Raw genomic sequence first — 17,721 nt, 5'->3', positions numbered from 1 at the left:
GAGCTGTTTTTAATAACTCACATACATATCATACGAGGGGAGAGGAAAGCATCCCCTTTCCACCGGCCGCAGTGTGATTGAAAGGGGATGCAGGAGAGGGGATACCCGGCATCAGCACACATCAGGTCCATTGCCCGCACCAAAAAGGCATACTGCTGACGCTCCCGCATCAGCAGTATGCCTTTTCCTATCGTTATTCTATCGTTATTCTTACCCTTACAAAAAACTCAGCAGAACCTGCAGCAGCTGCTCCTTCTCCAGCGGCTTCACCAACTGCCCGTTCATTCCATTCTTCAGCGCCTGGGCCACATCCTCCGAAATCAGGTTCTCCGTCATGGCGATAATGGGCACCGTCTTGGCGTCCTCTCGGTCCATAGCCCGAATCACCTTGGCCGCCTCATTGCCGTTCATAACCGGCATATCCAGATCCAGCAAAATGGCGTCATAGGTATGGGGCGCAGCCTGGGCAAACTTGTCGCAGGCTTCCTTGCCGTTGGTCACCCGGTCCAGCAGCATCCCCAAAGGTGCCGTAATCTTCTCCAGCACCTGGGCGTTCAAATCGCTGTCTTCTGCCACCAGGAGGTGCTTGCCCTGGAGATGAACCTCCTCCGCCGTCAGCTTGGCCGCATGCTTTTCGTAGCCAAAGGGCAGCTCAATGGTAAACCGCATCCCCTTGCCTTCCGCCTGGTCGGCCTTGATCACCCCGCCCAGTACGTGCACCAGGTTGTGGGTCACCGCCAGCCCCAGACCGCCGTGGACCGTATTCCCGTCCACCTGGCTGGACAGCTCAAAGGGCAGGAACACCTTATCCAGCATATTCTCCGGCACTTCCATGCCCTCGCACTGGACCACCGCTTCCAGGCACACCCGTTTGTGCTTGATGGCCTTTTCCCGAATCTGGCAGGTCACCTTGTGCTGGGCTTCCGTAAACAGCATAGCGTTGTTCAGCACATTTAACAGCACCTGTTCCAGCCGGTTCTGATCCCCCAAGAGCCGAGGATACTGCAAAGCCTCCACCTGCATGGAAAAATCAAGCTGCCGCTTGGCCGCCTCGTCCTGGAACACCTGGTTCAACGAATCCAGCAGCTTCTGTACGTCAAAGGCTTCGTAATGGGTCTGCAATGTGCCATTTTCCATGGCAGACAGGTCGATAACATCGTTCAGCACCCCCAAAAGGTACCGGACCTGCTCCTGGCTTTCCCGTACATATTCCTTCCGGGTTTCCTGGCTGGCTTCGTCCTCCGCCAGGGTCAGATACCCCATAATGGAGTGCAGCGCTTCCCGGGTATCCTTGCTGATGTGGGCCATAAACTTGCTCTTGGCCTCCGCCAGTTCCCGGGCCTGGTCCATGGCGCTGGTGAGCTGGGCCCGCCGCTCCATTTCCTGGCTGTGCATATCGTCCACCCCATGCTTTAGGAGCAGGCAGCTCCGGCGATGGGTCTTATCCTTCTTGATGCCCTGGAGCAAATAGGACATCCACCGATAGGAGCCGTCCTTCTGCTTTTCCCGGGCAGTAAATTCCACCTGGCCGCAGGTCTTCATGGCCTTTTCCACCGCCGACCGCAGGAAATCTTCCGTGTACTTCCGGGCGTCCTCCGGATGGAGTTCCCCGGCCAGTTCCGTTACGTTCTGGAACGGCTTTTCCTGCACATTCAGCTTTCCATCGTGAATCACATAGGTATAGCAAATCTGGTTTTTCCAGTCGATGTCCTCCATCTGCTCGTAGGTATCGCACAAATGGGAAATCAGCTTGGAAAGCCGGTACTTGATGCCCCGCTGCCGCCGTACCTGCCGGGCCCGGTATTGGTACAGCACCAAAAGCAGAATCACCAAAGCCAGCAGGATTTTTAACCCGGTCCACACATAGGGCCAGGCCGCCAGCCTCCCGGCGTCGGTAGTCAGATATGCGTTCCATCCCTGAAAATGACTGCTCAGTTGATTGAAAATATCCATCGTACACTCTCCTGACCTGTGTTATTGCAGCTGCTCTTTTAAATACGCTTCCGCCGCCTGCACCTGATTGGTGCCGTACTCGTCCTCCGCAGCCACCGCCACGTCCGGCGTAATCCCCACCTTGTCGATGCTCCGGCCGCTGGGGGTATAGTACTTGGCTACCGTCAGCTTTACCGCCGTGTCCGGGGACAGCAGGAACACGTTCTGCACCACGCCCTTGCCGTAGGTCTTCTCCCCAAACAGCTGGCCCGCATGGGTGTCCTGGATGGCCCCGGCCACAATCTCTGCCGCCGACGCCGTTCCCTTGTTCACCAGCACCGCCAGAGGATACGGGAATTTGTCCAAAGTGGACGATTCCGTCATGGTCTTGCCCTGCTTGTCCGTTACCGACACAATGGGACCCTTGGGCACCAGGCACTGGGCCACGGCCACCCCGCTGCTGAGCAGTCCCCCCGGGTTGTCCCGCAGGTCCAGCACCAGAGCTTTCATTCCCTGGTCCTCCAGCTTCTTCAGCTCCGCCTGGAAATCCTTCCCGGTATCCTCACTGAAGTTGGTAATCCGGATATAGCCGATATTGCCGTCTTCCATTTTCCCGTAGACACTCTTGATTTTAATATCCCCCCGGGTAATGGTGTAGGTCTGAGGTTCTTCTTCCCCCCGCTGGAGCAGCAGCTGCACCTGGGTGCCGTCCTGGCCCCGGATCTGCTTTACCACATCGCTGAGGCTTTCCCCCGCCAGTTCCTTGCCGTCAATCTGCAGCAGCACGTCCCCGGACTTGATTCCCGCCTTGTAGGCCGGTGTATCCTCAATGGGCGATACCACCACAAAGGTATGGTCATCCTTCATGCCCATCACCATGCCCACCCCGCCAAAATGGCCTTCGGTCATGGTATTCAGGGCAGCAAAATCCTGGTTGTCCAAATAGGTGGAGTACGGGTCCCCCAGCTGCTTCACCATCCCGTTCAGGGCGCCATCATAAATCTTCTTCCGGTCCGCTTCCCCTACATAATGCTGCTGAATCAGATGCATGGTCCGGACAATCTCACCCAGAGCCTCCGGATCCCCCACCCAGTTTTTCAGCAGATAATAGGACCCGCCGCAGAACACCCCCAAAGACAGGAAAAACGTTTCCAGGAGGGCCGCAGCGCTGTATTTTTTCTTAAACATAGATTCTCTTCTCCTTTACGGCAGATAATCCAAAGGCTGGGTTACCTCGCCGTGGACCCGGACCTCAAAATGGCAGTGGGGACCGGTGGAATCACCGGTACTGCCGGCCTGGGCAATCACCTGACCCTTGCTGACGGACTCCCCTTCGCTGACATTCAGCGAAGTATTGTGCCCGTACAGCGTCACCAGGCCGCCCCCATGGTCAATCATAACCGCATTGCCGTAGCCGCCCATCCAGCCGGCGTAGATTACCACGCCGCCATCGGCCGCCCGAATCGGGTCGCCGTAGTCGCAGGCAATATCAATCCCCGCGTGGAAAATCTGGGTTCCCCAAATGGGGTGTACCCGCCAGCCAAAAGGTGACGTAATCTCCCCGTAGATGGGCCAGCTCAGCCGTCCGGAGCCGTGCTGGGCCGCCGTAATCCGTCCCTGCTCCTCCATGCGCTTGATCATGTCCGTAATCTGGGCACTGCTGCGCTGGAGTTCCTCGTACTCCGCATCCAGTTGGGCTTTTTCCGCCAGGGCCTGTTCGTACAGGGCCTGCCGTTCCGCCGTCTTCTGCTGCACCAGCTGCTGCTTGGCCGCTACCTGGGCGTGGGTGGCGTCCAGGTCCCGCTTGTTGGCCTCCAGGGTAGCCTGCTGGGCCTGCAAGGCTTCCTTCTGGGTTTCCAGCCGGGCAATCAGGGCAAAGTCCCGGTGGATTACCCGCTGGAGCAGGAACATCCGGGACGCAAAATCCCGGAAATCCGTGGACCCCAGCAGCACATCCAGGTAATTCACCTGACCGTTTTCATAAATATCCCGCAGACGCTTTTTGTAGATTTCCCGGGTCCTGTCGTAATCCTGCTGCTTGGCGTAGAGCGCCGCCTCGTTCTGCCGGATCTGGATTTCCAGGTCACGCTGCCGGCCCTCCACCTCCGCCAGTTCCCGTTTGGCCGCTGCCAGCTCGTTCTGGGCAGCAATCAGCCGGTCCACCGCAGATTTGATTTCCGCCTTCTTGTTTTCCCGCTGGGCGTCCTTTTCTTCCATCTGCTGCTGCACGTCCTGCAGCTCCGCTTTCTTGTCCTCAATGGATTCCGCCTGGGTCACCGCTGCCGAAAGCTGCAGCGAAACAAGGAGTGCCGCCAGGAGCGCTGCTCCCGTTTTCCCTTTCTTCATGCGCCCGCCCCCCTTATACGTCCAGGAACTTGCGCAGGGAAATGCTGCTGCCGCAGGCCCCAATCAGGGTGCCCACCACAATCAGCCCGCCGCACAGATAGTACATATACGGCCAGCTGGGCAGCATAGGAAAGAAGGACAGGGTGGCGTAGATTTTCTGCTGGGCCGCATTATACAGTTGGAACAGGGCTGCGGCGGCAATGGCTGCCCCCACAAACCCGATAATCATCCCTTCCAAAAGGAAAGGCCAGCGGATAAACCAGTCCGTGGCACCCACGTACTTCATAATATTCACTTCCCGCCGCCGGGCAAATACCGTAATGCGGATGGTATTGGAAATAATAAACAGCGTGGCAATGGCCAGCATCAGGATGAGCGCAACGCCCCCCACCCGAAGAATCCTGGTCAGCTGAAAAATATGTTCCACCACTTCCTGGCCGAACTTGGCAGTTTCCACCCCGGGCATCTTTTCGATGACGGGTACCAGCTGCCCAATCCGTTCCGGCCGGTCCACCTGGATTTCAAAGGAATACGGGAACGGGTTGTCTTCCCCCAGGGCGTCCAGCAGCTTCTGCTGCTCCCCCAGCCGCTCCTTGAAATTCTTCAGAGCCTGGGCCTTGGTCACCGGGGTCACCTTCACAATGCCCTCGGTGCCCCGCAAGGCGGCATCCATATTTTTTAACTGATCAGCCGTGGCCGAATCAGCCATATACACCGTTACCTGCACCTGATTTTCCAGATGCTTCGCCAGATTGTTCACATTCAGCACCATGGTAAGAAACATCCCCAGCACCAGAATGGACAGCGCCACCGTGGAGATGGACGCAATGCTCATGAGAGAATTGCGCTTCAGGGAGGTAAAGGTTTCTTTCAGATAATACCAGATTGTACTAAAGTTCATAACCGTAAACTCCTTTGAGATCATCCCGCACGATCTGCCCATTTTCAATGGCAATGACGCGTTTTTGCATGTAGTCCACCATGGTCTTGTCATGGGTTGCCATGATAATGGTGGTTCCATTATGGTTGATCTGGGAGAAAATGTTCATGATTTCCATACTGGTTTCCGGGTCCAGGTTGCCCGTAGGCTCATCGGCAATCACCAGCAAAGGATCGTTGACAATGGCCCTGGCAATGGCCACCCGCTGCTGTTCCCCGCCGGACATCTCACCGGGGTAATTCTTCCCCCGGCCCTTCAGTCCCACCAGTTCCAGCACCTCGTTGACCCGGTTCTTGATTTTATGGGCAGGCGTTTCAATGACCTGCATGGCAAAGGCAATATTTTCGTAAGCCGTCCGATCGTTCAGCAGGCGGTAATCCTGGAATACGATGCCCAGCTGCCGTCTGAGAAAAGGAATCTCACTGCGCCGCAGCTTCATCACATCCACGCCATCTACCAGAATCTGGCCGGAAGTAGGTTCGATTTCCCGGGAAATCAGCCGCACAAAAGTGGATTTCCCCGCCCCGCTGGGCCCTACCAGAAAAACAAATTCCCCCGGCTTAATATGCACGTTGATATCCGAAAGAGCCACCGCTCCCCCTGGATATACCTTACCGGCATGCTTCATTACCAGCACGATTCCCGCCTCCTTCAATTATTGTCGGCTCAGTTCCACCGCTCTTTCAATATTCTTTTCCGCTTCCTGGCGCAGGGCCTGGATCTGTTCCCGGCCCTGCCGGCCATCCTGCTGCCACAGCTCCCGGGCCATGGAGAGGATTTCCCCAGCGGTAATCTTGTCAATGGTATTCACCACGTTGCCCTTCATCCCGGCCACAAACCGGTCCACCTTGGGATCGTAGGAAACCGCCATCAGCGGCACATCGTTAATGGCCGCAAACACCAGGGCGTGGAGCCGCATGCCAATCAGCAGATGCAGCCCGCTGATAAGGTCCTGGTACTCCTGGGTGGAGCACTTCTGGTCCAGCATATACACATCCTGCTGGTTTTCCATAGCCGCTGCCACCGCCTGGGACAGCTCCGCGTCCGCCGGAAATTGTAGCGGAATAAAGAGAATCTGGGCCCCAAACTCCCACTTCAGGGCATCGGCCGCACCGGCAAACTCCCGGCTAAACCGTGCCTCCCCCTTCCAGTGGCGCAGGGCAAAGCCCACCACCGGCCGGTTCAGGTCCACCCCCAGTTTGGCCAGGAGCCGCTTTCCTTCTTCCTTTCGTCCCGGCGGCAGGGAAAACACCGCATCCGAGGTAACCAGCACCCGGCTGGCGGGAATCCCCATGGCATTTAAATCCTCCAGAGAACCGTCGTCCCGGACCGTAATCAGGTCCGCCCGGCTGCAAATCAGCCGGGTGAGCAGCCGGCACACACCGCCCCGAATGGGCCCAATGCCCTGGGCAAACAGCATCACCCTCCGGCCCAAAAGCCGGGCCAGGGCAATAATGCTGAGATAATACAACAGACTGATATGACTGGTCACGTTCTGCAGCAGGCTTCCCCCGCCCGAAAGCAAAAGGTCCGTGTGCAGCATGGCCTTCAGGATTCCCAGGGGCGCAAACCGGTGCACCGCCTTTACCTGGTGCAGCTTGCTGGTGGCTTCAGGATGACCGGATATCACGGTAATTTCTACACTGGGGTCCTTTTTTCTGAGAGCCGTAATAATGGCCGTCAGCATGGCTTCGTCCCCGGCGTTGGAAAACCCGTAGTAGCCGGAAATCAGAATCTTACCCAAGAGTGTCCCTCCTTGCCAAAAGGCGCTGCACATGAGGATAAGCCCAGGCAAACAGTACCAGGGCAATGAGCCCCAGCACCACCCCTACCGCATACCCATCCAAGGCCCGCACATAGGACATGAGAATGGGAGAACGCATATGGCAGAAGGTCTGTACCAAAGACCCCTGGCCAATCACCGCGCCCACGGCACACAGCCCGTAGAACCAGGTGGGCAGCTTTTTCCAGGCAGCCCAGGCCGCCAGGAAGAAGGCCGGATGGCCAATCATAAATTCCTTTTCCCGGGGACGGGCCCACATGGTCTCCTCCAGGAAGTAGCGCAGCTTCTGCTCAATGGCAGGCACCGGCACCCCGGCCGTATGGCCGCTGCGGCCGATAAATACCCAGGCCACAAAAGCGAAGATTCCCAGCACCAAAAAGGCGTTGAGATTCAGCGGCCGCTTCAGGAACCCTTCCAGTCTGGCCACCGGCTTACGCCAGTTTTCCCCTTTGTTCCAGAACCCGTGGTTCTTCATGAACAGAAGGAACACCAGGCACACCGGCAGCATAAAGGTGGCCTTGACCCCCCGGTAGATATCCATTTCCAAAAGGAACCGGGTATCGCTGAGCACCCCGCCAAGAAGGCTGGCGCCAATCAGGGATAACACCATAGTTACAAACAAATCCACCACCGTCCGGCCGGCCAGGGCCCCAAAGGAGCCCTCCTGCCCCCGGCGCTTCCAGATTTCCAGCATCCGGGCCATGGACAGCACCGGGAAAATCACCGCTGCCCCAAAGGCAATGCCCTGCCGGGCCAGCAGCGTAGGTCCAAATACCGAGGCCGAAATCACAGCCCCCAGGCCCACCACCGCTTTGGTGTAATGTTTTTCCGGCAGCACGTCCAGCAGCAGGAAATACAGACACCAGGCAGCTGCCAGAGAGAAAGCCAGCGGAATGTACCACAGCTTGGACGGCTGGTACACCTGGTAAATGTCAGCCCGGCCAGAGGTAAAGCCCTTGCTGGCCACGTCTTTGTTCACTGCTTCCACATAGTCCAGATTGGTCTGGAGCAGGGTCTTGTTGTCCCGGGGCGTCAGGAACGTCTTGATGTAGTTCACCCGGATATTCCGTTCCTCGTCGGACAGGGACCAGCGCCGGAACGCATCAAACACCTGCATCTTCCGCTGTTCCGCATCGGCAATCACGTAGGTCCTGGCCACCTGGTAATGAGTCAGGTCCGCCAGCTTGGTCAGCCCTTCCAGGTTCACAAACTGCAATTGGGTGACCCCTTCCACCATGCCCAGAGTAATATGCCGTGCATCCAGGTCCTTGGCCACCAGCGGCAGCTGTTCCTTGTTGCCCAGCATCTGCTTGCCGCTGCCAATCATCAGGGACACCGTAGCCCCGCTGTTATCCAACCGGTTAAACAGCGCCTCGATCTGTTCCGGGGCGGAGGCAGCCCCCGCCGTGTACCGCTCGCTGTAGTTGGTAGGGCGAATGGCTACCATAAAGCCATTTTTCGTTACATCTTGGAGTTCGTCCGTGGAGGGCCCCAGGTCCATTTCCCGGATTCCCCGCTGGTCCCCGGCAATGGGGTTCTTGCTCACCACCGTATCCCCGGTAAACCGCAGGATCCGGGGCGCCGCACTAAGCTCCACAATCCGGTCCGCCCCAAAGCGCAGCCGGATATCCTCCACCGCCTCGTTCAGGGCCCGGGGAGACTGCCCCTCGGACAGATAGACTGCATCAGTTACAAAATCAGGATTGTCCGTAATGGCCTGCCAGGCAGGGCTCAGCGCCCCCAGTTTTCTCTGGCTCAGCAGCTGGGCACCGGTCACTACATTCACTGCCCCGCTTTGGGACAATTTATCCAGATTGGTATCAAACACCGCCAGGGTGGTAACCTCCCGGTCCTTGAATTCCTTGAACACCGTTTCCTTGGGAACCCCTTCTTCCTGGGCAATCCGCACCAGGCTGTTGTATTCCATCACGGTTTCAATCTGCTTGTTGGCTTTTTCCACCTGGATGCGCTGCCAGTTCAGGTTCAGGGAACAAACCAGTCCCAGACCCACCAGTGCCGCGAATAATTTTTTATAGTTCTTCATATACGGTTACTCTCCCTAAGCCAGTCCCATTAATGCTTCAGGCTGCGCAGATAACTTTCCACAAACAGGTCCAGGTCGCCGTCCATCACGGCCTGCACATTCCCGGTTTCCGCACCGGTCCGGTGATCCTTTACCATGGTATAGGGCTGGAACACGTAGGAACGAATCTGGCTGCCCCATTCGATGGCCTGGTAATCCCCGGCCAAATCGCTGATTTTCTTGTCCTGAATGGCCTTTTCGTATTCAAACAGCTTGGCCCGCAAGAGAGCCAGGCAGCGTTCCTTGTTTTGCAGCTGGGAACGTTCGTTCTGGCACTGCACCACAATCCCCGTAGGAATGTGGGTCATCCGCACTGCCGAAGACGTCTTGTTGACGTGCTGGCCGCCGGCGCCGCTGGCCCGGTAGTAGTCCACCCGCACATCGTCCATGTTGATATTCACTTCCACCGTGTTGTCGATTTCCGGCATCACGTCCACCGCAGAGAAAGACGTGTGCCGCCGGGCGTTGGCGTCAAAGGGAGAAATCCGCACCAGCCGGTGCACACCCTTTTCGCTTTTCAGATACCCGTAGGCATTGTGCCCGTTAATGGACAGCGTAGCACTCTTGATGCCCGCTTCTTCCCCGGGGAGCACGTCCAGCATTTCCACCGCAAAGCCCTTGCGCTCTGCATAGCGGGTAAACATCCGCATGAGCATGCTGGTCCAGTCCTGGGCCTCGGTGCCGCCGGCCCCGGCGTGTAGGGTCAAAATGGCATTGTTGCTGTCGTACTGGTCGCTGAGCAGCAGCCCCAGTTCCAGGTCCGCCAGAGTCTTCTTGCCCTTTTCCAGCTCGCCCTCAATTTCTTCCTGGAGACTGTCGTCGTTTTCTTCCACAGCCATTTCCCACAGGGTTTCAATATCCTCAATCTTCGTTTCCAGGGAATGGAAGGTATCCACATCACTTTTCAGATTGTTGGCTTCCTGGGCCACCTTTTGGGCCTTATCCGCATCGTCCCAGAACCCCGGAGCCGCCATCTGGTGCTCCAGGTCCTGAATCCGTTCTTCCTTTTGGGGGATTTTCAGGGCCCCGTTCATTTCCTGCAATTTGTCTTTCAAACCATTGATTTCCGGTTTTAGTTCTTCCAGTAACACCGTCCACAGCCCTTTCTCAGTTTAGTTTTAAAAACAAGGGAAACGAAGCCGGGAAAAGCCCCAGCTTCGTTCTTGTCAATCAGCTGTTTTTGCCACAGCAGTTTTTGTATTTTTTGCCGCTGCCGCAGGGGCAGGGATCGTTTCTTCCCACTTCAGGCTCGTGGGAAACCATCGCCGGTTCCCGGACCTGTTTCTCCGCGCCGTCCACGTTGGGATTGTTTACTTGGGCGTTGGACAAGTGGTCTTCCACCGCAGGCTGGGTCACCACGTTTACCCGGTACATGTACCGCACCACATCGTCCACAATCGTTTCCTTCATGGCTTCGAACATATCGTAGGCTTCAAATTTGTATTCTACCAAAGGATCCCGCTGGCCGTAAGCCCGCAGGCCAATGCCTTCCCGCAGGGCGTCCATGGCGTCCAGATGTTCCATCCAGTGGCCGTCCACCACCTTCAGCATCACCAGGTTCTCCAGTTCCCGCAGAATCGGAGCCCCAATGGCTTCTTCCCGGGCGTTGTAGGCATCTACGGCTACCTTATGCAGGTATTCGTCCAGCTCTTCCCGGCTCATATTTTGCAGCGTCTCGGCCTTGAGCAGCCCCTGAGGCGCATAAAACTCCTCGGCGTAGGCAATCATACCCGGAATATCCCAATCCTCGCTGTAGGCGTCAGGAGGAGCGTACATGCTTAGCGTCCGGTCCACAATATGGCTGGCCATGTTCAGCACATCGTCCTTCAGGTCCGCCCGCTCCAGAATCTTCCGGCGCTGGTCGTAGATAACCTCTCTCTGCTGGTTCATTACATCGTCGTATTCCAGTACGTGTTTCCGGATATCGAAGTTCCGGGATTCCACCTTCTTCTGGGCGTTCTCGATGGAACGGGTAACCAGCTTGTGTTCGATGGGTTCGTCTTCTTCCATTCCCAGCTTGTCCATAATGCCGGAAATATTGTCGGAACCAAACAGCCGCATCAGATCATCTTCCAGGGACAGGTAGAAACGGGTAGAGCCCGGGTCCCCCTGACGGGCGCAGCGGCCCCGCAGCTGGTTGTCGATACGGCGGGATTCGTGCCGTTCCGTACCAATGATGTGCAGGCCGCCCAGTTCAGCGACCCCTTCACCCAGGGTAATATCCGTACCACGGCCAGCCATGTTGGTGGCAATGGTCACGGCGCCCATCTGGCCGGCGTCGGCCACGATTTCAGCTTCCTTTTCGTGGTACTTGGCGTTCAGCACATTGTGCTGGATGCCCTTCTTCTTCAGCATATCGGACAGTTCTTCGGACTGCTGAATGGAAGTAGTACCTACCAGCACCGGCCGACCCTTGGCGTGCAGCTCCTCAATGGCCTTGACTACCGCCCGGTACTTGGCCTTCTTGGTCTTGTAGATAACATCCGGATAGTCGATACGGATGTTGGGTTTATTGGTGGGCACCACGTAAACGCTGAGCCCGTAAATCTTCTGGAATTCCTGTTCTTCCGTCTTGGCCGTACCAGTCATGCCGGACAGCTTGTCGTACATCCGGAAGTAGTTCTGGAAGGTAATGGTTGCCAGGGTCTGGCTTTCCCGTTCCACCTTCACATGTTCCTTGGCTTCGATAGCCTGGTGCAGCCCTTCGGAGAAACGGCGGCCGTACATCAGCCGGCCGGTGAATTCGTCAACAATAATGACTTCTCCGTCCTTGACCACATAGTCCCGGTCCCGGAACATCAGGGCTTTGGCCTTCAGGGCGGCCATCAGCTGGTGGGACAGGTCCACGCCGTTTTCCCCGGCGTACATATTCTGGACCCCCAGCATTTTTTCCGCCTTGGCAATACCCACTTCCGTAGGTGCCACGGTCTTTTGCTTTTCGTCCACCGTGTAGTCCACATCTTTTTTCATATTGGCTACTACGGAAGCCATCACATTGTACAGGTCCGTGGATTTTTCCCCCGGGCCGGAAATGATAAGCGGCGTTCTGGCCTCATCAATCAGGATACTGTCCACTTCGTCCACGATGGCGTAATGCAGCGGGCGCTGTACCATCTGGTCTTCGGACACCACCATGTTGTCCCGCAGATAGTCAAACCCAAATTCATTGTTGGTCCCGTAGGTAATATCAGCCGCATAAGCCGCCTTCCGGGCAGGGAAATCCATGTCGTGGATAATCAGCCCCACGGACAGCCCCAGGAACCGGAATACCCGGCCCATGTCTTCACTGTCCCGGCGGGCCAGGTAATCGTTGACCGTTACCACGTGCACGCCCTTGCCTTCCAGTGCGTTCAAATACGCGGGCAGGGTGGCCACCAGGGTTTTCCCTTCACCAGTACGCATTTCCGCAATATTGCCCCGGTGCAGGATGCAGCCGCCGATGAGCTGTACGTCGAAATGACGCATACCCATCACCCGTTTTGCCGCCTCCCGGACCACCGCAAAGGCTTCCGGCAACAGGTCATCCAGGGTTTCCCCCTTGGACAGCCGCAGCCGGAATTCGCTGGTCTTAGCGCACAGCCGTGCGTCACTTAAACCGGCCATTTCCGGTTCCAGCGCATTAATCTTATTTACATAGTTTTGGCATACCTTCAACTCTTTAGCGTTAGGGTCGCCAAAGACTACTTTCATTAGCTTTTCCAGCAACGAGATCACTCCTCATAAGTGCAAAAAATCCTACTAAGCCTATTTTCTAATTGTAGCAAATAGGTATATGAAAGTCAAAAAGAGTCGAGGCAAAAGCCTCGACTCTTTGTAAACAATTCATGAAATCAGGACAATTCCGGATTGATCAAGCCGTAATCGCCATTTTTCCGCCGATATACGATGGCAATCTGTTCCGTTTCATCGTTGAAGAAAACGAAGAAATCATGGTTCAGCATGTTCATCTGCATAATGGCTTCCTGCACGCCCATGGGACGCATCCGGTAGGTCTTGTTGCGGACCACCTTGAATTCTTCCGTTTCTTCCGGAACCTCTTCACTGAGCTCCGGCAACGGAGCCGGTTCTTCATCACGGAAGTTGCTGTATTTCCGTTTCATCAGACGGGTCTTATACTTGTGAATCTGTCTTTCGATCTTGGCAACACATTTATCAATGGATGCATACATATCATCGGAAGTTTCTTGCGCTCTCAATACAATCCCGCTGGCCGGTACGGTGATTTCCACAATGTGGTTTCCCCGTTCCACCCGCATTACCGCCGTAATTTCACCCACCGTCTTGAACTGTTTGGTGATGGTCACAATCCGTTTTTCCACATAGTCTTTTAATGCAGGGGTGACCTCAATGTTTTTACCACGTACTCTTACTGCCATAATAACTACCTCCTCACCAACAGGACGTTTCCTGTTCGTTCTTATGGTATTATTTCTACAGTACCTTCCGTATTCCTGCAAAGAATTAAAAATTCTTGTAAGTTTTTTTCTTATAAGTAACTCTTTGTAACAATTGTTTACACAATCGCCCCAAAATTACCCCCAAAACCCTTACAGAATCTTGGACAGGAAGCTGGCCGCCCGTTCGTTTTTCGGATGGGCAAAGAATTCCTTCGGTTCAGCCTCTTCCAGAATCTTCCCCTGGTCCAGGAACAGCACCCGGTGCCCCACTTCACGGGCAAACCCCATTTCGTGGGTAACCACCACCATGGTCATGCCTTCCTTGGCCAGCTGCTTCATAACGTCCAGTACTTCGTTGATCATTTCCGGATCCAGCGCCGAGGTCGGTTCGTCAAACAGCATAGCCTTGGGCTTCATGCATAGCGCCCGGGCAATAGCCACCCGCTGCTGCTGGCCGCCGGACAGGGAGTTGGGATAGCTGTCAGCCTTTTCCAAAAGCCCTACCTTGGTCAGATACCGTTCCGCCAGTTCCACCGCTTCTTCCTTCTTGACGCCCCGGACCTTCATAGGCGCCAGGATCAGGTTTTCCATCACCGTCATATGGGGGAACAGATTGAAACGCTGGAACACCATGCCGATTTCCTTCCGGACCTCGTTGATGTTGGCTTCCCCGTTCAGAGGAATATTATCGAAGGTAATGGTGCCGGCCGTAGGCACTTCCAGATAGTTGATGCAGCGCAGGAACGTACTCTTGCCGCCGCCGGAAGGACCGATAACCACCACCACTTCCTTTTCCGCAATATCTACATCGATGCCCTTTAAAACTTCGTTGTCCCCGTAGCTTTTTCTCAGGCCGGAAATCTGTATCAATTTATCGTTCATCTTTCTTAAACCGCCTTTCCAAGAGGCCTACAAAACGGGCAACAGCCAGGGTCATAATCAGGTACAGCACAGCAACCGTCAGCCAGATTTCAAAAGAAGCATACGTCCGGGCAATAATCAGCTGGCCCCGACGGGTCAGTTCCTCAAACCCGATAACAGATACCAGGGAAGAATCCTTCAGCATGGCAATGAATTCGTTGCCCAGAGGAGGGATAATTCTCTTGAACGCCTGGGGCAGAATAATGTAGCGCATGGTCTGCCACCAGGTCATCCCCAGGCTCCGGCCAGCTTCCATCTGCCCTTTGTCGATGGATTCAATGCCGCCCCGGAACACTTCCGCCACATACGCACCACTGTTGATGGAGCAGGCCGCAATAGCAGCCACAAACGCATCCACCCGGTGATGGATCAGCGCCGGCAGCGCAAAATACACCAGGAAAATCTGAACCAGCAGAGGCGTGCCCCGCAGAAAGTCCACGTAAATGTTCCCCAAAATCCGCAGCGGCTTAATCCCCGACAGCCGGATTAGAGAAACAATGACCCCAATGGCCATACCAAAACCCACACTCAGGGCCGTAATCTCAATGGTAATGCCCGCCCCTGCCAATAGTAAGGGCAGGGACTGCTCAATAATTTCAAAGTTCATGCATTTTCACCCTTCTGCCAGGTAGCCTTATTTGGCTTTTTTATCAGTACCAAACCATTTGGTATAGATTTTGTCGTATTCACCGTTTTTCTTCAATTCAGCCAGTGCCTTGTTTACGTCAGCAGCCAGCTTGCTGTCCTTCTTGAAAGCCATCCCGTAATCTTCCGCTTCCAGAGTCTCGCCCACCAGCATAGCCTTATCCTTGCCTTCCTGGGTCAGGTAGTAGGCAGCCACCGGTTTGTCGATAATGACCGCATCCACACCCTTGTTGTTCAGTTCCAGGAATACCTGGGAGTTGGTATCAAAGCTGGTCACCTGAGCCCCGGGCACCTTGCCGGCACGTTCAGCACCCGTGGTGCCAATCTGTACCGCAATCTTCTTGCCTTCCAGGTCCTGGATTCCCTTGATGCCCGTTTCGTCCTTGCGGACCACCACTGTCAGACCAGAAGTATAGTACGGATCCGAGAAAGTCACAGCCTTCTGCCGGTCCGGCGTAATGCTCATGCCCGCAATGGCCATATCAATATTGCCGGAGTTCAGCGCCGGAATCAGCGCATCAAAGCCCATGTTCTGGATTTCCACTTTTCTGCCCAGCTGCTTGCCGATCGCCCGGGCCAAGTCCATATCAAAGCCCTCAAAATCACTGGAGTCCTGTTTCTGGAATTCAAAAGGAGCAAAAGTCGGTTCCGTACCCACCCGCAGAACCTTCTGATCATTGGCGGCCTGTTTGGAATCAGAACCGCAGCCAGCTGCCAGCATCATAACCGCAGCCATCGCACATAAGATTGCCGTGATTTTTTTCATAAAATTTTCCTCCATCATGATTGTATTTTCGATTCTAGGTAGATATTATACATCGAACCGTATCTTTATACAACCATTATGGAGGAAAAGGAAGAACAAAACCCTATGCAGTTAACCGCAATTATTTAGCAACCGTAAACCATTTGTCGTAAATCTTCTGATATTCGCCGTCTTTCTTCATCTCAGCCAAAGCCTTGTTCAGCTTGTCCAAAGTAGCCGTGTCCTTCTTGCCAACAGCAATCCCGTAGAAGTCACCCTTCTTAGGAGTACCCACACTCTTGGCATATTCAGAACCACCCTGTTTCAGGAAGTACTGCAATACCGGCAGGTCGCTGATCACCGCATCTGCACCACCATTTTTCAGTTCCAGGCAAGCCAGGTCACTGCTGTCAAAAGTCTTAACCGTAGCCCCTTCAATCTTGTGGGCTTCATCAGCACCAATCGTACCAATCTGTACAGCAATCGTCTTGCCCTTCAGATCTTCCAGACCCTTAATGCTGTCATTGTTCTTGCCCACAATTGCCATCAGACCAGATTCATAATACGGTTCCGTGAAGTTTACCTTTTGCTTCCGGGCATCCGTAATGCTCATACCAGTAATGATTGCATCAATGTTGCCCCCTTCCAAAGAAGGAATCAACCCATCAAACGGAATACTCTTGAATTCCACCTTTTCATAACCAGCCTTCTTGGCCAGCGCATTCATCAAATCAATATCAAACCCCATCATCTTCCCATCCTGCTTGTCCGTAAACTCAAACGGAGCAAAAGACGGGTTCGTCCCCACCGTCAGCACCTTTTTCGTATCAGCCTTCGCCGGAGCCGCATCCTTCTTCGCGTCAGAACCACACCCAGCAGCCAGCATCAGCATCGCCGCCAAAGCACACAAAACAGCCGTAACCTTTTTCATAAATATTCCTCCCAACAGATTATATTCAGTGGTATTTCCTTAAAATATGTGATTATTATACACTTATCCGTATTTTTATGCAAGTGATTTTAAAGAAAAGAATTGTATTTTGTCCCGCCCCACACCAATACCCCCTGAACCGCACGACCCTTAAAGGCTCCTCACTCTGGGAGACGCATCCGGCCCGTCATCACAGGATTCAATGGCGGGCCGGCTAATGCGTCCCCTGTGATAGCGGCCTGCAAAGCAAGTCCGTAGGACGCAGCAGCGCAGCGAGCCGCGAACCACTGCGAGAGCTGTCACCGCAGGCTGACTGAGGGAGTCGTATCCATTTCTCAAGGCCTCCGGCCGTGGAGAAATGGAATATACGACCCCTGTGATAGCGGCCCGCGAAGTAAGCCCGAAGGGCGTAACTGAGTGGGTAGCCGCGAACCACTGCGAGGATACCCCGCACCAGCACCAGGAATTCCGCTGACCGCACCAACAACCCAGCGGTCCCATCCAGGTATCAGCGGCCGCAGGCCGCAAGTGCCTTCCACTTACCTGTTCGCCGCGTTGCGCGAACAGGAGAAGGGGAAGGGTGGCATTGCCGTTGGCAATGCCGGGATGGGGTTCAAAACCCAACCTCCCGGAGGGCCACTACCAAACTCTCCGCACTAGCCCCGTTCAGCGCACGACCAGTGGTAGCCTAAGAACGCTTCCTGCAAGCATTGCGGCCGCATCCAAACAGCCCAACAAATTTTGCAAGAGGCTGTTTGGTTAATAAGGCCCATGCGATAGCCTTCCAAGAAGCAAGCATGGCAGTGCGCAGCTGATTGGTAAACGGCGAACCGCTGAGAGGATACCCGGAAAACATCGCCAGAAAGTCCGCTGACCGCACCAACCGCCTGGAGGGCCACTACCATACTCTCCGCACTAGCCCCATTCAGCACACGACCAGTAATGGCCTAGTAAGCCTTCTGCAAACTGGTATGCTATGAATAAAGTAGACTGGCATA

Annotated in this window: 14 protein-coding genes; all 14 read right to left on the bottom strand. The window is 55.1% G+C overall.

The genetic code is table 11. The features are described 5' to 3' along the window. Window positions 1–216 precede the first annotated feature (216 nt). The 14 genes from DW089_RS10195 to DW089_RS10130 all read right to left on the bottom strand — a co-directional run bounded on the left by DW089_RS10195 (window position 217) and on the right by DW089_RS10130 (window position 16,723). Complete coding sequence (locus tag DW089_RS10195; protein ID WP_105325800.1) at window positions 217–1,953, bottom strand: response regulator; 1,737 nt, start codon at window positions 1,951–1,953, stop codon at window positions 217–219. A gap of 21 nt (window positions 1,954–1,974) precedes the next feature. Then, a complete protein-coding gene (locus DW089_RS10190; protein WP_118287240.1) occupies window positions 1,975–3,120 on the bottom strand; it encodes a S41 family peptidase in 1,146 nt (381 codons plus the stop codon). A 15-nt stretch (window positions 3,121–3,135) separates the two neighbouring features. Continuing rightward, window positions 3,136–4,278: a murein hydrolase activator EnvC gene (locus DW089_RS10185; RefSeq protein WP_105325802.1), complete on the bottom strand. Its 1,143-nt coding sequence runs from the start codon at window positions 4,276–4,278 to the stop codon at window positions 3,136–3,138. A 13-nt stretch (window positions 4,279–4,291) separates the two neighbouring features. Continuing rightward, window positions 4,292–5,179, bottom strand: coding sequence for a permease-like cell division protein FtsX (ftsX, locus tag DW089_RS10180; RefSeq protein WP_105325803.1), 888 nt, complete (start codon window positions 5,177–5,179; stop codon window positions 4,292–4,294). Next, window positions 5,169–5,855: a cell division ATP-binding protein FtsE gene (gene ftsE / locus DW089_RS10175; RefSeq protein WP_105325804.1), complete on the bottom strand. Its 687-nt coding sequence runs from the start codon at window positions 5,853–5,855 to the stop codon at window positions 5,169–5,171. Before ftsE ends, ftsX begins: the two co-directional genes overlap by 11 nt. Before the next feature lie 18 nt (window positions 5,856–5,873). Continuing rightward, window positions 5,874–6,962, bottom strand: coding sequence for a polysaccharide pyruvyl transferase CsaB (gene csaB, locus DW089_RS10170; protein ID WP_105325805.1), 1,089 nt, complete (start codon window positions 6,960–6,962; stop codon window positions 5,874–5,876). After that, entirely contained in the window at window positions 6,955–9,045 is a 2,091-nt protein-coding gene (locus tag DW089_RS10165) for a DUF5693 family protein (protein WP_105325806.1), read from the bottom strand. Before DW089_RS10165 ends, csaB begins: the two co-directional genes overlap by 8 nt. Before the next feature lie 29 nt (window positions 9,046–9,074). Further along, window positions 9,075–10,175: a peptide chain release factor 2 gene (prfB, locus tag DW089_RS10160; RefSeq protein ID WP_105325807.1), complete on the bottom strand. Its 1,101-nt coding sequence runs from the start codon at window positions 10,173–10,175 to the stop codon at window positions 9,075–9,077. A gap of 79 nt (window positions 10,176–10,254) precedes the next feature. Next, on the bottom strand, window positions 10,255–12,774 hold the full coding sequence (secA, locus tag DW089_RS10155; RefSeq protein ID WP_353937274.1) for a preprotein translocase subunit SecA: 2,520 nt from the start codon (window positions 12,772–12,774) through the stop codon (window positions 10,255–10,257). 140 nt (window positions 12,775–12,914) lie between these two features. After that, a complete protein-coding gene (hpf, locus tag DW089_RS10150; RefSeq protein WP_105325809.1) occupies window positions 12,915–13,460 on the bottom strand; it encodes a ribosome hibernation-promoting factor, HPF/YfiA family in 546 nt (181 codons plus the stop codon). Between the two features lie 171 nt (window positions 13,461–13,631). After that, entirely contained in the window at window positions 13,632–14,351 is a 720-nt protein-coding gene (locus tag DW089_RS10145) for an amino acid ABC transporter ATP-binding protein (protein ID WP_105325969.1), read from the bottom strand. Between the two features lies 1 nt (window position 14,352). Continuing rightward, window positions 14,353–15,009, bottom strand: a complete 657-nt coding sequence (locus DW089_RS10140; RefSeq protein ID WP_105325810.1) for an amino acid ABC transporter permease — start codon at window positions 15,007–15,009, stop codon at window positions 14,353–14,355. Between the two features lie 27 nt (window positions 15,010–15,036). Further along, entirely contained in the window at window positions 15,037–15,813 is a 777-nt protein-coding gene (locus DW089_RS10135) for a basic amino acid ABC transporter substrate-binding protein (protein ID WP_105325811.1), read from the bottom strand. Window positions 15,814–15,934: 121 nt separating this feature from the next. Further along, window positions 15,935–16,723, bottom strand: coding sequence for a basic amino acid ABC transporter substrate-binding protein (locus tag DW089_RS10130; RefSeq protein ID WP_105325812.1), 789 nt, complete (start codon window positions 16,721–16,723; stop codon window positions 15,935–15,937). Between the last annotated feature and the right edge of the window lie 998 nt (window positions 16,724–17,721).

Origin of the sequence: Acidaminococcus sp. AM05-11, assembly GCF_003472805.1 — a bacterium.
Classification (GTDB): Bacteria; Bacillota; Negativicutes; order Acidaminococcales; family Acidaminococcaceae; genus Acidaminococcus; species Acidaminococcus hominis.
Note: the sequence above shows the minus strand (reverse complement) of the source record. Positions and strands in the feature narration are given on the sequence as shown.